A 16,939-nucleotide genomic window follows, 5' to 3' on the forward strand; every position below is an offset into this window, starting at 1 on the left:
GCGTTACCCCGCTCGCTGCGGTTGAAGATTCCCGCGTTTTCCCTAACGGCTCGGTTCTGTGTTTCGATATTTTGATGTGATGACATTGACTCTATCCTCCTATTGCCTGATTACGGTAATATCTATATACTTTGAAAACGCCGTTTTTGTCAAAGGATTCTTATTCTCATCAAAAGGAGATTCGCGTGAAAGCTATTCGCATATCGCAATACGGTGGTGCAGAAGTTTTGAGTTTTGAAGATATTGATGTAGCAGATCCAGACGAGGGACAGGTGCGGATTACCGTAGAAGCAGCGGGTGTCAATTTTATCGATACCTATCACCGCACCGGCCTTTATCCTCTGAATTTGCCGTTGACGCTGGGACTGGAAGGCGCGGGCATTGTGAACGCGGTGGGTGCGGGGGTTTCGGATTTGGCTGAGGGCGACCGCGTGGCATGGAAAAGTGTGGAGGGCTCTTATGCCGAGCAAGTTGTCGCAGACGCAGCCGAGGTGGTCAAAATTCCCTCAGATGTCGCTACTAAAACCGCAGCCGCGGTGATGTTGCAAGGGCTGACTTCGCATTATCTGGTCAATAGTACCTATCCGGTTCGAGAAGGCGATACCTGCCTTATCCACGCAGCCGCAGGAGGCGTTGGTCTTTTGCTCGTACAGATGGCAAAAATGCGCGGGGCGCGGGTTATTGGCACCACATCTACAGAAGAAAAAGCGGCTCTGGCACGGGGCGCTGGTGCCGATGATATTATTCTTTATACCGAACGGGATTTTGAAGCCGAAGTTCTGCGCCTCACAGATGGGCAGGGCGTCGAGGTGGTTTACGATTCTGTTGCCAAAGCCACCTGGGAGAAAAGCATCAATTGCCTCAAACCGCGCGGTTATATGGTCTTTTTTGGCAATGCCAGTGGGCCGGTTCCGCCGATTGATCCTCTGCTTCTGTCGCAAAAAGGGTCTATTTATCTCACGCGCCCGACGCTCAATAGCTACACGCAGACCCGCGAAGAATATCTCCAGCGTACCCGCGAGGTTATGGGTTGGGTTCAAGACGGCAGCCTGGATGTGCGTATTGGCGAAGCGCATCCTCTTGAGAATGCGGCCGAAGCACATAATCGCCTCGAAGGTCGGCTGACTACGGGGAAAGTGCTGTTGATCCCATAATCGCATGTGTATCGAAAATCACACCACGCTGATACTGCTCGTGAGGGGTGATCCCATAACCCGTGTTTTGCTCGGTTATAAAAAACGCGGGTTTGGTGCGGGGAAATATACGGGTATTGGCGGGAAAATTGAACCCGGTGAAACGGTGCGTGCAGCCGCTGTGCGCGAAATGCGTGAAGAAACAGGCGTTGTGATGTCACCTCATGACCTTGTGGATGCCGGGCATGTGACGTTTTATTTTCCCGCCCGTCCCAAATGGAATCTCACGACCCGTATTTTTATTGGGCGCAGGTGGCAGGGCGAGCCGACGGAAACAGGGGAAATACGCCCCGTGTGGTTTGATATCGATCACCTGCCCTTTGATACCATGTGGGATGATGCTACCTATTGGTATCCCTATGTGTTGGCGCATAAGCGCGTCAGAGCGATATTTACATTTTCGACCGACTGCAAAACCGTCGCGACCAGCGAGATTGAGATGTGGTAGGCTGTGTGTTTTTTACTTGACTCTTGCGGTAGAATGGCTATATATCAGAGCGTTTGATAAACGAAACTTAACAAACTCTTCACTTTCTCTTTTATGAGGTGATTATTTTGACTACATCGACTAAAAGTGTTTCCAAAGATGCATTGCATCACTATCTCGAAGATGTGGCTTCGTCTCAACCTCTATCTTCCGAAGAGGAAGTTGCGCTCGCTGTTCGCATTCGCAAAGGCGATCAGGAAGCGCGGGCAAAACTCATTGAAGCCAATCTGCGCTTTGTGATTACAGTTGCCTACGAATATCAAAATCAGGGCGTACCGCTCGTGGATCTCATTAGCGCGGGAAACGTCGGTTTGATCACAGCGGCAGAGCGCTTTGACGAGACGAGGGGTTTTAAGTTTATCTCTTATGCTGTTTGGTGGATTCGCCAATCTATTTTACAAACCCTGGCGGAACACGCCAGGGTCGTGCGCCTTCCGCTCAATCGCGTGGAATTGCTCAGACGCATATCTCGCTGTAGAAGTAGCCGGCAGCAAGAGACTTCGACGCGCACTGCGGAAGAAGAAATTGCCGAAGAATTGGATATTCCGGTAGAGCAGGTTATGGATATTCTCACCAGCGGACAGCGCACCTTGTCTCTCGATACGTCTCTTGGCGATGGGGAAAATAGCCTTCTTGAGATGATGCCCGACAATTCTCAAGAGTCACCCGACGCAATGGCATTGAGAAATACCCTCAAAGCTGAAATCTCAAGTGCTTTGAGCACCCTTGATGAGCGCGAGCAAAAAGTGATCCGACTCTATTTTGGATTGGGCGGCGGTGCGGAGATGACGCTCGAAGAAATTGGTAAGAAATTTCGCCTGACGCGCGAACGGATTCGTCAAATAAAAGAAAAAGCACTTCGAAAATTGCGCCATCCCACGCGAGGGCGAAAATTGATGCCCTATGCCGATGATACCTGAACTGAAACGCTAATTTCTCAATTTTTCCACGCATTTTCGAAACCGCTCACCGCGCTCTTCAAAATTGCGAAACTGGTCGTAACTCGCCGATGCTGGCGATAGCAATACCACATCGCCAGATTGTGCGAGGCTTGTCGCGCAATCCATCGCTTCTTCCAAATTTTTTACGCGGTGAATATTGGTTTTCCCTTTTGCCGTTGCCGCAATTGCTTCCCCGGTTTCGCCCATCACTATTAGATGTGCGACCTTTTCTGCTATTGCCTCTCCCAGATCGTCAAATGCAATGCCCTTATCGTAGCCGCCGGCGATCAGCACGATTGGTTTGTCAAATGATAGGAGTGCTGTTTGCGTGCGGTCGGGACTCGTGGCTATTGAATCGTTCACATAGAGTGCGCCGTTGACTTCTGCTACCGGCTCCAGTCTGTGCGGTACCCCCTGAAATGTCTGCAATACTTCGGCGATCTTTTCTTCAGATACGCCGCTTATGACCGCTGCTCCCGTGGCTGCCAGTGCGTTGGCGAGGTTGTGCCGACCGCGCAAGGATATGGTATCTACAGAACAGACGGTTCGCTTCTCGCCATTGATTGTATGTTGAATTTTTCCCCCGCGGACAAATACATCTCCTTCGCCTTCAACGGCAAATACCACCCGCTGCCCTGCACCCGCCCAACGAGACATTTCGGCATATTCTCCGTTGACACTTGTCCAATCGCTTTTTGTCTGGTGCCTGACGATTTGTTGCTTGGCTTGTCGATACGCTTGTAGAGATCCGTGAATGTCGATGTGATTTGGCGCAAAGTTGGTTGTGACAGCGATGTGAGGACTCCACGATAAATCGCCCAATCGGTCGAGTTGAAAGCTCGATAATTCCAGTACGATAGGTACATCGGCGTGTAGCAGATCCAATTCGTCCAGCAGGGATCCTCCGATATTGCCGCCGATTCGCGTGCGTTTATCTTTTTGCTTGAGCATTTCTCCTATGAGCGAGGTTGTCGTGGTTTTGCCACTGCTGCCCGTTATGCCGATTATGGGCGCGGGACAGCGTTCGACAAATAGGCAGATTTCCGATGTGATGGGCACGTCCGCAGATTCTGCGATTTTCAAGTATCGCGATGACCGGGGTACCGCGGGATTGGCGACAATTAAATCTGCGTTCCGAAAATCTGTTTCTTCGTGCCCCTCCAGCTTAAAGGCGATGGGTAATCCATTCAGGGCGCGTACCGAAGCGCGCAGGTCTTTTTCAGGGCGCAAGTCCGTTACTGTCACCACCGCGCCTTCGCGTACCAGAAAACGCACTGCTCCCACGCCCCCGCCAAATAATCCCAATCCCATTACTGTGACGCGCTGGCCTTTTAGGTTCACGGGTAATCTCCAGGTGAAAGCTATTCTTTTAACAATTGATCAATGAGATCGACCGGGGTGATGCCTTCGGCTTCGGCGTTGAAATTCGTGACGAGGCGATGGCGCAAGACGGGTTTGGCGACAAAAGATACGTCGTCTATAGACGGTGCGTAGCGTCCGCTGAGTACGGCGCGCGCTTTGGCACCGAGGATGAGGCATTGGGAGGCGCGTGGTCCTGCGCCCCATCTGAGCATGTGGCCGATGGATGTGTCAGCATTTTGAGGGCGGGTTTTGCGGACGAGATCTACCGCGTGATCTACGATGTGATCGGCTACTGGAACTTTGCGGATGAGTTGCTGGAGGTCGCGAATTTGTTCGGCGTTGATTACGGGCTGCACGTCGTGGGTTTGGGCACCTGTGGTGGCTTTGACAATGGCGCGTTCTTCTTCCTGGGTGGGATAATCGATCCACAGGTTAAATATGAAGCGGTCGAGTTGGGCCTCGGGCAGGGGATAGGTGCCTTCTTGTTCGATGGGATTTTGTGTGGCTAAGACAAAGAAGGGTTCTTCGAGGCGAAAGGTTCCCCCCCCGGCGGTGACTTCGTGTTCTTGCATGGCCTGCAATAAGGCGGCCTGAGTTTTGGGCGGGGTGCGGTTGATTTCATCAGCCAGGATGATGTTGGCAAATAAGGGACCTTTGACAAAGCGAAATGCTTTGTGTCCGGTGGTCTGGTCTTCTTCGAGGAGTTCTGTGCCCGTGATGTCCGAAGGCATGAGGTCGGGGGTAAATTGGATGCGGCTGAAAGACAGGTCAAGGGCGCGTGCGAGGGTGCTGATGAGGAGTGTTTTGGCAAGGCCGGGTACGCCGACGAGCAAACAATGGCCCCCGCAGAGGAGGGCAATGAGGAGCTGATCGACGATTTCTCGCTGGCCAATAATCACTTTGCCAATTTCGGCGACGATCTGGTCATACGCGGTTTTTAATTGTTCAACTGCCTGGAGTTCTTCACGAGGTGATGCTTCGGGCATTTTGTTTCCTTTCCTATGTTTTGCGTTTTTCCTTTTTCGCCGCCGGGAAGAGAATATTGTTGAGTATGAGGCGATAGCCCGGCGAATTTTTGTGCAGTGCGAGTTGCGTGGGCGGGTCGTTGACAAAGTGTTGATAGTCTTCCGGGTCGTGTCCCGCATAAAATGTGAACGTGCCTTTGCCGATGTTGCCGTGGATGTATTTGACGTGGTCTGTGCCGGGTATGTCGCCCATGATGGTGACGGATTTTTTGATGCGGTTTTTGCGAAAGGCCGTGGTCTGGCCCAAAAAGCCGGGGACGATGGGCGTGTGGTTTTGCGTGAGCATGGTGGGTACGGGATCGTATTTTGCCGAGAATTCAAATAGTGAAAAGGCGTCGATATCGGCATTTTTGACCTGGCTCATCTCAATGGGCGACAGGTCGATGTCGGCGTGTTCGTATTCGAGGGGGTCCATAACGAGGTTGAAGTTTTCAAAGGCTGCTGTGCGCGAGAAATCGAGTTTTTGACGCGCCTGTGGATCTGCGGGGTCGCCGTCGTAAACGCTATCGACGATGTCGATTCCGCGCGCTGCAAGGGCAATGTCAAAGGTATCGGTGGCAGAGCACATGGCAAAGAGAAATCCGCCCTGCGCGACGTAGTTGTAAATGGCCTGTGCAACCGCGCCTTTGAGATGGGCTACTTTGGCGAATCCCAATTTGCCAGCGAGAGCTTTGAATCCGGCCTGTTGTTGTCGGTACCAGAGGGTGTGGCCGTGGCTGCGATAAAATTTGCCGTATTGTCCTGTGAAGTCTTCGTGATGCAGGTGCAGCCAGTCGAAGTTTTCGAGTTTGCCGCTGAGGACTTCTTCGTCCCACAATGTGGTGTAGGGGATTTCCGCGTACGTGAGGGCCAGTGTGACGGCGTCGTCCCAGGGCTGTTTGTTCGGGGGGGTATAGACGGCGATACGAGGAGCTTTTTCAAGGCGCATGCGGTTCATGTTGCCGGATTCAATGTCGGCGTAGATGCGCGTGGCCTGCGCGGCTGAGATGGCCTGAAAGGAGACGGCGCGGATGCGGGCTTCGCGCGCGATGGTTTCGTGGTGGTCGATGAGGAAGGATCCGCCGCGGTAGTTGAGCAACCATTCGACGGGATGGCCCTGTTGCAATGCCCAATACGCAATGCCGTAGGCTTTGAGGTGATCTGTTTGCGATACGTCCATGGGGATGAGTATTTTGCCGATGTTCGCACTTCCACCACCAATCGCCGCTGTGCAGGGAGAGGATGTTGCGAGGATGAGGAGCAGGATGAGAAGTGTGAAGTATGTGTGTCTTGCATTTTTTTGTTGTAATATCATCCCGCTTCCTTTGTTTTTTCGAGGGTTTCGATTTTTTGTCGGAGGTTTCGCAATCGCTCGCGTGCTATGTCGGCTTCGAGGCTTGTGGGATAGTTGACGAGCAGGGTTTCATAGACTTTTTGCGCGTCGTAATATTGTCCGAGGTATTTGTCGTAGATCGCGCCCTGTGCGATGTATGCGGCGGGGGAAAGCGGGCTTTCGGGTTGCGTGGCGATGAGTTTGCGATAGGTCTGAAGGGCTTGTGGGTAGCGTTTTTGGTCGGCGTATATTTTTGCCTGATGGTCGAGCAAGCGATCCGCGAGAAAGGATTGCGGATGGGCGCGATGGAGTGTTTCAAAAGCGTGCAATGCTCCGTTTTGATCTTTTTGACGCAGCTTGAGGCAGGCACCGGCATACGCGTTGAGCAGGGTTGCGTCTGCGCGCTGACCTTCTTGTAATAGCGCGGATAGGGCGATGGTGTCGTTGATGATGTCGCGGTTGACATCTGTTTTGAGCACGGCGTCGAGCAGGGTTTGAGCCTGGTCGATCTGGCCCGATAGAAAATGCAATTCGGCGAGGCGAAAGCGGGCTTCGGTCGCTTCGGAGGCGGTCGCTCTTTCGGCGATGATCTGGTGGTAGATATTCCGCGTCTTATCTGTGCCGTTCGCCTGTAGATGGCCTTCGGCGAGGGCAAATAGCGCTTTGTATCGCCAGGTGCTGCGTCGATGGGTCTGGATCAGGTTTTGAAATGCCTGCTGGGCACCTGCAGCGTCATTGTGGTGGTCGCGCAAGATGATGCCCACGAGAAAACGGGCTTCGTCGGCCTCTGCGCGGTTGGGGTGGCGGGCGATGAGGTCGCTGTAGTGGGTTTGTGCCTCGGCGGGGCGGTTTGCAAGCTGATATGCTTTGCCCAGGCCCAATTGCGCGCGCGCGAGATGGTGGGGACGGTCTGCGCGGTCACATATTGCCCGATAAGCGGCAATAGCGATTGGGGGATTTTCATTGTCGAGGGCGTAGTGCGCAATGCGGAACAGATAATTCCAGTTATTGTCTGTGGGCGCATTGGGCGAGAGCAAAAGGTCGAGTGTTTGCGCGACAAACCCAGCGGGCAGGGCGTATTCGATGAGCAGGCTGAGATCGGTTTGGTCTTTGGGCGATGAGAGCAGGTCAAAGATCTCGGCGTGCTGGTCGCCGTTTTGGGCAAAGTCGCGCAGGCGTGCTTCAACGTGTGCGCGATACTGCGGGTTTTGTCGAATCCAGATCAGATATTCGCGCACGGCATTGGGATAATGGGCGCGGCGTTCGGCGACTTCGGCGAGTTCGCGGGCAAACAGCGTTGTGTCCTGGAGTGCGATTCTCGCGCGGCGATAGGTCTGTTCGGCGCGTTTGTCGAGGTTGCGTTTGCGATAGCGGTCGGCAATGATGGCAAAGGGGTGTGTGCTGGTCGCTTTCTGGAGCAGGAGTTCCCAGGATGCGGCGGCGGAATCTATTTGGCCCAGTTCAAAGAGGGCAATGCCCAGACGAAGGCGCGCGTTGTTATCGTTTGGAACAGATAAGAGGCGTTGGCGAAACAGCACGGCGACTTCGTCATATCTGCCCGCCCGCGAAAGTGCGGATTCGAGGCGCATGAGAAGGTCGGCGCGATGGGGATGCTGGATGTAAAGCCCGCGGTAGATGTGGATCGCGCTCGTGAAGTCCTTTTTTGCTTCAAGGGCTATTGCGCGCCGTAGCGCGGCATTGATCTGCTCGGCAGATGCGATTGCCGTTCCCGCGAGTAAGAGGAGGATGGCGATATAGCAACTACCTCGAAAAAACCAAATTTTATTCGTCCGTTGTCTTTTTCGCATCTTCAATTAAGTTTTCAAAATACCGCCGGATAAGGGCCTGGTATTCGGGTGAATACCCTTCTTTGAGGGCGTCGCGCATCAAATGGCGCAGTGGGTTGTCGGCTTCTCCCAAATCTGCGGGGAGAGATCCCGGTCCGCGATAGGTCAGATTTACGCCCGTGCGCGCCTGTCGTTTTTTGCTTTTTCCGCGCGATCTCATTGCCTGTTGGGCATCGAGCAGGCGAGAGAGGATCTGTCGCTGTCGCATGAGGGTTTGGGGGGCGACCCGGCGCTGTCGCATGTCGCGCGCGGTTTCCTGCATGTCGCTGGCGATTTTACCCAGGTCGCCGAGCATTTCGCGCTGTTGCCGCGCCAATTCGCCGCGCAGGGCATTGAGGGCGTCCCGGATGGCGCGCTGTCGGGCTGCGAGTTTTTGCCACGAGGGTTGGCCGCTTTGCCCGGGTTGCCCAAATAGATTTTCGGTTTGGGCGTTGAGTGATCCCTGTTGCTGGGCGAGTTGGGCCATTTTTGCCATCATTTCTTCAAAGCCCGTGCCCGATTCTGACGATGCGAGTTGCCCCAGTGCGTGTTGTACCATCATGGCTGAGCGATTGATTTCTCCCATGGCTTCGCGGGCGAGTTGGGCAGCCTGATTGGCATTGCTCGCGTTGAGTTGTTCGGCAGCGGCTTCCATTTTGTTTAAGGCATGACCGAGGGATGCCTGAGCGCGGGGGGGCATGAAAAAGGTTTTTTGCGAGGCGTCCATCAGGCGTTGCGCCATACGCGATGCCCCGGTTATCGCACGCGCCTGGTCCAGGGCGAGGGGAGCAGTGTCGTCGCGGTTTCCCGCCTCATTGGCGCGCTGTGCCGTGCGTTCCTGCGCCCGGGATAAGGTGAGCAAATCGTGCAATACGCGGTTGAGTTCTCTGGCGATCTCATCTTTTTGTCGCTGGATAAATCCCTGGCGGGTCTGAGCCAGGTTCTGGCTCAGGTTTTGCAAGTCCCGGGCGAGAGAATCGCTGTTTTGTCCCGCGCTTTGTCGTTGTCCCCGGGCGAGGTCCTGTCGCACTTGATCCATGCGGGGGGTGAGTTGTTTGTTTTGTATTGCATTGGCGATTTGGTCGAGTTCGCCGTCAGTGGGGCTGTCCATTTTTTGCGATGCCTGTTGAAGTTCTGTGCGCAGTTGTTCGGTGTCTCGGGCGATTCGCGCCTGGCGGCGGATGAGGTCTTCGGCAGACTCGCGTTCGATATTTTGCGTGATCTGGTCCTGAGCGTGGGCGAGTTCTTCGAGTTTTTGGTTGAGGGCGTCGAGCGTTTGTTGTTGTTGCACGCGCCGCAGAAGGGCGAGGGTGCGGTCGATGCTTTCGCGGAATTTTTCGCGCGCCATCTGAAATTGTTCGAGGGCTTCGCGCACCATGTTTGCATCGGCATTTTTGATGGCTTCGTCCAATTTTTTCATGACATCATCGAGTTCTGGCGTGCGAATTTGCGAGAGCAATGTTTGTAGTTCTTCGAGTTTTTGCAAGGTGTCGTCTTCGAGCAATCCGCTTTCTTGCAGGCGGTCAAGTGCGCGTTCGAGTTGTTCGGCTGTGGATTCAATTTGTTCGGCGAGTTGTTCCTGTGTTTGGCGTGCTTTTTCGAGTTCGCGTTTTTCCTGCCAATCGAGTTTGTCTTTGGAGAGCATATCGCGGGCGAGTTCTTTGAGGCGCGCGTCGAGTTCGCGGCCGCGTTGTTGTACGGCTTCGATCTCGTCGATGCTTTCGCGCTGTGTTTGGTCCGCTTCTCGATGGATTTCAAACAGGCTGGGCATGCGAATTGTAAAGGTGGCTGTTTCCCCATAAGAGGGGTTGGGATTGTTGTCGTAAGCGCGAATTCTGTAGGTGATTTGATCGCCAGGTAGCAAGTCGAGGTAGGACATGTCCCAGTGATAAGATGTCTCAATTTCGCGACCGGGCGTTGTGATAATTGGAAGGATGTGGTCTGTGTTGTCGTCTTTCTGATATCTGAGTTGCAGGCGCGAGACGCCATAGTCGTCAAAGGCTTCGGCAACGAGGGAGACGCGCATTGATTCTGTGAGGTCGATATCTTGTCCCGGACGCAACAGGCGCACATCGGGCGGTTGGTCGGGTAGCGCGACAATGCGATATGTTACGGGATCTTTGTTGGCGATCATCTGGGGATCGCGCAAGTGTATGCGATAGCGCCCGTCTTTTTTCACTGTCAGGGTCGCCTGTGCAAGCGATGAAGATACTGAGGCGGGTAATTCGGTTGCGTCGTCAAATACGAGCGAGGCCGATTCAAGGGGTTTGTTGGCTTCAATGGTCAATGAGATTTCTGTGCCGATTGGTACAATTATGTCGCCGCCCTGTTGATCGATGCGGTCGGGCAGGGCTGTGTGTGGCGGAAATCGGTCGCGGTGCGAGATGCGCGTGACAATGGGTCGCGGGTGTACGGTTGCGGTGTAGGTGGGGGTTTGCGCGTCGTGGGCAGACAGGCGGTAATCAAAAGATCGCGTGACATTGGGAAAGTGGTGAGACGCGTCCGTTTGTTTGACTGGCAAGACAAAAGACGCCCACGTTTGTACGCCTTTTTCGCGCACATACAGACGCGCAGTGCGCGGAACAATGCCCGCAAATTGTGCGGTGAGTGTAAGAGGCTCCCCACCGATGATTTCGATATTGCCCGGTTGCAAAATTATGTACGTGTCTGGCGGGCGGGTGTATGGGGTTTGGGGGTTTGCGAGGCGTTGGGCTGCGCCAGATAAGGCCGTGGGCCATCCCGCGTGGAGCAAGAGCGCGATGAGGGCGAGCACGACAACCGCCGTGGCAGCGCGGATGGGTGGCTTGCGATTGATGAGTGTTTCATACGGAAGATGCTGTGTGGCGCGTTCTGCCTGGATGACTGCGGCATCGACGAGTGCGGTGGCGTGTTCTTCGCGGTCTCTTTGTCGCCACAATTGGAGGGCGTTGATCAGATGTTGCTGGAGGCCTCCAAAGTGTTGTTCCACGCGCAGTGCGATCTGGTCGAGGCTGGGTGGTCTGATAAATGGCAGGACGCAGAAGCGGGCGAGCAAGTATAAGAGGCACAGGGCGCACAAACTCTCTAAAATAATTTTTAGGATTGGGCGCAGGTAGAATATCGATTCGAGGATGACGAGGGCAATTCCAGCGCTGAGGATAAATATCAGTGCGAGTCCCACGCCTGTCAGTGCCCGATTCGCCGCCAGCAGTGTGCGCAATCTCGTGAGGCGGTGGGTGAGTTTTTGATGTGCAGAGTGTGAGGTCATGGAACAGTAGTCAGTGCGTTAGCGCCCATACAATGACATTGGTGCCCATTTTGAGGGCTTCTTGTCTTTTTTCGGGCGGGTCGTTGTGTACGTCGGGGTCATCCCATCCATCGGCGATGTCGCTACTTGTGTTGTAAAAGACGATCAGGCGGTCTTCGTGAAATAGACCCAGAGCTTGAGGTGGGTCGCCGTCGTGTTCGTGGATTTTTGGCAAGCCATTTGGAAATTGAAACGGCGTTTTGAAGAGGCCAAAAGACGGGGGTAATGGGACGAGTTTTTTGTCGGGGAATGCGCGTTTGATTTCCCGGCGAAAGGATTCGTCCAGGCCGTAGTCGTCGTTGGCGAAGAGAAAGCCGCCGCGTTCGAGATAGAGGCGCAAGCGCCGCAGTTCTTCTTCGGAGAATCGGATATTGCCGTGGCCTGTGAGAAATAGCACGGGATAGGCAAAGAGGTGTTCGTCGGTGAGCGCGACCTGAGCTTCTTGCTCGGCGGTGCGTATGGGCGTGTGCTGTCTGATAAATGCGAGCAGGTTGGGGATTTCTGTTGGGCCATTGTACCAATCACCGCCGCCGTCGTATTTGAGACGCGCTATGGTGAATGCAGCGGGCGGGTCTTGCAATTGCGCCAGGCTGGGCGCAGAGATTATCAGGAGTAAGAGGTAGAAATGGCGCATGGTTTTTTTAACGCGAGAAGGCGGTTTTCGGTTCCGTTGTAGGGGCGGTGCCCCTGTGCCCGCCCATCGGAGGTCAGGTCTCTTATGTTTCAGTTTTTACTTTGTCTATTTGCAGGATGGAAGGCTCTGTGCCAAAGGTGTAAGTGCAGTCGAAGTCAACTTCGGATAAACACCGCGTGTCAATTGGAAATGCCGCGCATTGTTGTGGACGGTTTTCGTAGATGCTGCACAGGGTGTCCCCAGTGTCATTTTTGATGAGAAATGGGCATTTGAACAGGAGTTCGCAGCAGTTGCCACACTGGTTGCATTCGCCCTGTCGGTTTTTTTCTTGTTGCGCGACGTAGGCTTTGCGAAATCGCAGCAGTAAGAAGCGCCGCACTTTGCCTATAGCCTGTTCGCGCATTTTGCCAAGGGTTCTGGGCATGGGAAAGTCCTGTTTTTACTTCATTTGTTCGATTTCACGCTCTGCAGCCTGTACGCTACTTTTGGTGTCGTGAACGGCAATGGTGAGGTCGCAGTGCCGGGTTTCGCCACCGTTGAGTGTGATGACGCGCCCAGCATCGCGTTCAAAGCTTTTGGCGTTGGGATAGTTGGTGGCGGGTTCGAGGCCTACGACATATCCGTCTCGCGTTGCTGCGGTGTTTTTCCAGAGGGTGAAGTACGGCATTTGTTTGAGTGAATAGTGGAGCGAAGACCCTATGTTGCCTTCGGCGTTTTTGAGCAGGACAGATGTGTTGTCTTCGCTGTTGCCAGCGAGTTCGTAAAAATAACATTGTTCGATATAACCCGGGGTGGGACCGAGGCATTGGTCAAAGGTGCCGAAGCCTTCCTCTGCGCGTGGGTCGCGTGGGGAGACGGTTTTGTGCGGTGTTACGATAGATGCGCCTTCTTCGAGGATGGGTGCGCCGTAGTTGCAGTGGTAGAGCAGTTCCATTTCAGCGGGTTTGTCGTTGAGGTTGGTCACTTGATCGGCTATGGTGAAGTTGTTGCTGCCGAGTTCGGTCGATATGGCTGTGGTGAGGCGCAGCGCGGGACCAAACATCATGGTTTCATCGACGATGCCCAATACGGTGATGCGATGGGGTGGTGTCAGGTCGATTTGTATTTCGACATAGCGCGCGGGTATGTTGGCGATTTTGCCGTGCAGGGGAACAAAGACTTCGGCTTCGTTGCCGTTGTTGTCGATTACGATGTCGTTGCCGGGGGCGCCATTGCTGTCGATGCCACAGCGCACGATCCATTCGTTAAAGCCTTTGAGCCATCCCAGGCCGCCCCGGTCGTTGAGTTCGATGAAGGCCGGGTTGACGAGGTCGCGCACGGGCGATTCCCAGCCGAGGAATATGCCGCGATAAGTGCCTTTCCATATTCCCATGCCGCGCGTTGGGACGATGAATACGGAGAGTGCCCCGTTGTCGAGTTCTATGAGGTCAACCCCGTCTTGTACGCCGCCTTTGAGGGCGGTTTTTTGCACGCGCCAGGTATGTTTTGTGCCAAGTGGCAGGGTGGATTCATCGATGGTCCACGATTCTGTCCAGAGTGCGCGTTCGACATCGGTGAGGACAAAGCGATACATGCCTTCCATGGGAATTCCTTCTGTGTAGGGGCGGTGCCCCCGTGCCCGCCCGTCGTTGGGGCAGGCTCCTTTTGTTGTCTATGATCGTCAGAATATACGGGAAAATGTGCGAGGTGAAAAGCGCAACGTAGAGATGCCGCCGCCTGATGCTGCCGGGGTGGTTGTCAAAATGGGTATAAGGACTTAATTTTATACTGATTTTACGCAACTTCTACAGCATTGGCGATTGTAATGAAAAAACAAACTTTTTTCTTTTGCGGTATTGGTGGCAGTGGCATGAGTGCCATTGCACAGGTGTTGTTGCATCAAGGCCATGCGGTGCGCGGGTCGGATCGCAGCTATGACCAGGGGCAGAATGCGGATTTGTACGCGCGGTTGCAGGCGCTTGGGGTGGTGTTGTTTCCGCAGGATGGGTCGGGCGTGGATGCAGATGTGGATGTGCTGGTGGTGTCGAGTGCAGTCGAGCCGACGATTTTAGATGTACAGGCGGGGCTGGATCGCGGTATTGCTATTCGCAAGCGGGCAGAGGTGTTGGCGGACTTGTTCCATCGGGGAACGGGGATTGCCGTGGGGGGTACGAGTGGGAAATCGACGGTGACGGGGATGATTGGTCATATTTTGAGCAGGACCGGGCGCGATCCCACGGTGATCAATGGGGGGATGATGCGCGATGCTGTTCAGCCACCGCGATTGGGCAATGCACTGTGCGGGGATGCCGAGTTGGTCGTGATTGAGGCAGATGAGAGCGATGGCACGATTGCGCTTTACGAGCCGACGGTGTCGGTGTTGACGAATATTTCGCTGGATCACAAGCCGATGGCGGAGTTGGAGTCGCTTTTTGGGGCGTTTTGCGCGCGGGCAAGAGATGCGGTGGTGGTGAATCGTTTGTGTGAGCGGTCGATGGCTTTGACGCAGGGCGTAAAGCGGCGAGTGACTTTTGGGGTGGATTGCGAGGGGGCAGATGTGAAAGCTACCGGTGTCGCGTTATTGCCCGATGGTGTGCGGTGCATTGTCAATGGGCAGGCTTGTCGGTTGCGCGTGCCTGGACGGCATAATGTCGCCAATGCGGTGGCGGCTATTGCCGCGTGTGGGGTGCTTGGGATAAGCGTACAGGATGGGGCAGAAGCATTGGGTGATTTTCAGGGGATTGGCAGACGGCTGGAGGTGGTGGGCAGGGCGCGAGGGGTGACGGTGATCGATGATTTTGCACATAATCCGGATAAAATTGCCGCGAGTTTGGCTACGCTAAAGGCGCAGCCCGGGCGCGTGCTGTCGGTGTTTCAACCTCACGGGTTTGGGCCAACGCGGTTTTTGATGGATGGGCTGATTTCGGCATTTGTCAATGGGATGGATGCGGATGATCTGGTGATTATGTCGGAGATTTTTTATGCCGGCGGGACAGCGCAAAAGGATATTTCGTCGGGAGACTTGATTGCCCAGATTGCGCGTGCTGGGCGGCGGGCTGAGTATATTGAAAGGCGCGAGGATATTGTTGTGCGTTTGGCGGAGGAGGCCCGGAATGGCGATCGGGTTGTGGTGATGGGTGCGCGGGATGATTCGCTGACGGATTTTGCAAGAGATATATTGTCACAGATTGAGAGCAGGGTGCGATGAGTTTGCCTCCTGAATTGCAACCGGGCGATACGGTGGGGGTGATTGCGCCGTCCGGGTCTTTTGAGCGCGAGCGGTTGGCCCCCGGGCTGGCGTTTTTGCGTGCGAAAGAGTTTGATGTGCGCGAGGGGGCGGCGCTTTACGCTCAGGAGCGGTATTTGGCGGGGGCGGATCGGGCGCGTGCAGATGATGTGAATGCGATGTTTGCCGATGGGGATGTGAAGGGGATTTTTGTCGCGCGCGGCGGGTATGGGGCAGCCCGCATTTTAGAGTTTTTGGATTGGACGTCTATTGCCCAAAATCCAAAGGTGCTGGTGGGGTTGAGCGATACGACGGCGTTGCAGTTGGCGATTTTTGCGCGAACGGGATTGGTGACGTTTTCCGGGTTTTTGCTCTGTTCGGATGCGACAGCAGAAGGTGTTGACCAGGAGACTGAGCAGGCATTATGGGAAGCGGTGTGTTCGCATCGGTTTGAGGGCGTTGGTTTAACGCCTCTGCGCGATGGCGAGGTGAATGGTCCATTCATTGGGGGGTGTTTATCGCTGGTGGTGTCGCTGGTGGGTACGCAGTTTTTGCCAGTACTGGACGGTGCTGTGCTGGTGCTGGAGGATGTGAATGAGCCGCCGTATCGCGTGGATCGGATGCTGAATCAGTTGGCGATGGCCGGGGTGTTTGATCGCGTCGCAGGTGTGGTGTTTGGCGAGTTTGTGGATTGCGAACCCGAGCGCGAGACAGAGGGCCGTGTCGAGGATGTGATTGATGATTTTGCCGCACGGGTGTCCTGTCCGGTTTTTTGTGGCTTGCCTTATGGACACGGCAAGGCGCGGCGGGTGCTGCCGATTGGTCTGGGCGTCAGAATTGTACGGGATGTATTGGAATTTGATCTATGAAAAAAATACCCCTGATATTGATCATTGCCTTGACGATGTCATGCGCGGTGATAAATCGACTGAATTTGTTGACGCCCGAGCAAGAGGTGGAGCTTGGCAGGCAAGCCTCCCGAGAGGTGGAGCGGTCCGTGCGATTGTACAGGGATCCGCTGGTGCGCGCTTATGTAGATAGCATGGGTCAGGCTCTGGTGCGGGTGTCGGCACGGTCACAGTTTCGATATTATTTTAAGGTGGTCGATGCACCCGAGGTGAATGCATTTGCTCTGCCAGGGGGATTTGTGTACGTGAATCTCGGGTTGATTAAAGCGGCTGAGACCGAGTCGGAATTGGCTGGCGTGATCGGGCACGAGATTGGGCATGTGGAGATGCATCACGGGGCTAAGAAAATTTCACAGCAGTATGGTGTTGCCGTGTTCGTGGATATTATCTCCGGTGATGGGGATCCATCTATGAGGCGAAAAATCATCGCCCAATTGGCAGGTTTTGGTGGGGGATTGGGCGTGCTGAGCTACGGACGAGAAGCAGAGCGCGAATCCGATAAGTTCGCGGTACATTGCATGGTGAATGCGAGGGTTGATCCCGAGGGCATAGCGCGTTTTTTTGAGACGCTGTTGAAGTTAAAAAAAAGAGATCCAAAGGGTGTGGAAGTGTTGTTTTCGACCCATCCTCCAACGCAGTCGCGCATCGATTTTGTTCGATCTGAAATTGCCAAACTTCCGAATACTGCGGGCCTTAAAAAGACATCCGCGCGGTTCGAGCAAATCCGCGCCCGTATCGGCGGAGGTAAAGGCCGTTAGTA

Annotated in this window: 14 protein-coding genes; 6 read left to right on the forward strand and 8 right to left on the reverse strand. The window is 54.5% G+C overall.

The annotated features are described in order from the left end of the window. The first annotated feature begins 185 nt into the window (after window positions 1-185). From OXG87_03585 to OXG87_03595, 3 genes are all read left to right on the forward strand, one after another. On the forward strand, window positions 186-1,154 hold the full coding sequence (locus tag OXG87_03585) for a quinone oxidoreductase (GenBank protein MCY3868613.1): 969 nt from the start codon (window positions 186-188) through the stop codon (window positions 1,152-1,154). 4 nt (window positions 1,155-1,158) lie between these two features. Next, the gene (locus OXG87_03590; protein ID MCY3868614.1) at window positions 1,159-1,641 is read left to right on the forward strand and encodes an 8-oxo-dGTP diphosphatase; all 483 of its coding nucleotides are present in this window, start codon (window positions 1,159-1,161) and stop codon (window positions 1,639-1,641) included. Window positions 1,642-1,748: 107 nt separating this feature from the next. Continuing rightward, window positions 1,749-2,600, forward strand: coding sequence for an RNA polymerase sigma factor RpoD/SigA (locus OXG87_03595; protein ID MCY3868615.1), 852 nt, complete (start codon window positions 1,749-1,751; stop codon window positions 2,598-2,600). A 9-nt stretch (window positions 2,601-2,609) separates the two neighbouring features. Here OXG87_03595 and murD read toward each other — a convergent pair whose 3' ends face one another. From murD to OXG87_03635, 8 genes are all read right to left on the reverse strand, one after another. Continuing rightward, window positions 2,610-3,962, reverse strand: a complete 1,353-nt coding sequence (murD, locus tag OXG87_03600; protein MCY3868616.1) for a UDP-N-acetylmuramoyl-L-alanine--D-glutamate ligase — start codon at window positions 3,960-3,962, stop codon at window positions 2,610-2,612. 20 nt (window positions 3,963-3,982) lie between these two features. Then, on the reverse strand, window positions 3,983-4,969 hold the full coding sequence (locus OXG87_03605; protein ID MCY3868617.1) for a MoxR family ATPase: 987 nt from the start codon (window positions 4,967-4,969) through the stop codon (window positions 3,983-3,985). 13 nt (window positions 4,970-4,982) lie between these two features. After that, on the reverse strand, window positions 4,983-6,302 hold the full coding sequence (locus OXG87_03610; protein ID MCY3868618.1) for an asparagine synthetase B: 1,320 nt from the start codon (window positions 6,300-6,302) through the stop codon (window positions 4,983-4,985). Beyond that, complete coding sequence (locus tag OXG87_03615; protein MCY3868619.1) at window positions 6,299-8,128, reverse strand: tetratricopeptide repeat protein; 1,830 nt, start codon at window positions 8,126-8,128, stop codon at window positions 6,299-6,301. Before OXG87_03615 ends, OXG87_03610 begins: the two co-directional genes overlap by 4 nt. Beyond that, window positions 8,103-11,393 carry a hypothetical protein gene (locus OXG87_03620; protein ID MCY3868620.1) on the reverse strand — a complete coding sequence of 1,097 codons (3,291 nt, stop codon included), beginning with the start codon at window positions 11,391-11,393 and terminating at the stop codon, window positions 8,103-8,105. Before OXG87_03620 ends, OXG87_03615 begins: the two co-directional genes overlap by 26 nt. A 10-nt stretch (window positions 11,394-11,403) precedes the next feature. Then, on the reverse strand, window positions 11,404-12,066 hold the full coding sequence (locus OXG87_03625; GenBank protein MCY3868621.1) for a DUF4159 domain-containing protein: 663 nt from the start codon (window positions 12,064-12,066) through the stop codon (window positions 11,404-11,406). A gap of 82 nt (window positions 12,067-12,148) precedes the next feature. After that, window positions 12,149-12,490: a YkgJ family cysteine cluster protein gene (locus tag OXG87_03630; GenBank protein ID MCY3868622.1), complete on the reverse strand. Its 342-nt coding sequence runs from the start codon at window positions 12,488-12,490 to the stop codon at window positions 12,149-12,151. 15 nt (window positions 12,491-12,505) lie between these two features. After that, window positions 12,506-13,648, reverse strand: a complete 1,143-nt coding sequence (locus OXG87_03635) for an aldose 1-epimerase family protein (GenBank protein ID MCY3868623.1) — start codon at window positions 13,646-13,648, stop codon at window positions 12,506-12,508. A gap of 222 nt (window positions 13,649-13,870) precedes the next feature. Here OXG87_03635 and OXG87_03640 point away from each other — a divergent pair, with 222 nt between their 5' ends. The 3 genes from OXG87_03640 to OXG87_03650 are packed head-to-tail and all read left to right on the forward strand — an operon-like array spanning window position 13,871 to window position 16,937. Next, window positions 13,871-15,253, forward strand: a complete 1,383-nt coding sequence (locus OXG87_03640) for a Mur ligase family protein (GenBank protein ID MCY3868624.1) — start codon at window positions 13,871-13,873, stop codon at window positions 15,251-15,253. Continuing rightward, window positions 15,250-16,140 (forward strand): LD-carboxypeptidase, encoded by an 891-nt coding sequence (locus OXG87_03645; GenBank protein MCY3868625.1) that lies wholly within the window; start codon window positions 15,250-15,252, stop codon window positions 16,138-16,140. Before OXG87_03640 ends, OXG87_03645 begins: the two co-directional genes overlap by 4 nt. After that, window positions 16,137-16,937: a M48 family metallopeptidase gene (locus OXG87_03650; protein ID MCY3868626.1), complete on the forward strand. Its 801-nt coding sequence runs from the start codon at window positions 16,137-16,139 to the stop codon at window positions 16,935-16,937. Before OXG87_03645 ends, OXG87_03650 begins: the two co-directional genes overlap by 4 nt. Window positions 16,938-16,939: the final 2 nt, after the last annotated feature.

The sequence above is a fragment of the Gemmatimonadota bacterium genome (assembly GCA_026706845.1).
GTDB lineage: Bacteria > Latescibacterota > UBA2968 > UBA2968 > UBA2968 > VXRD01.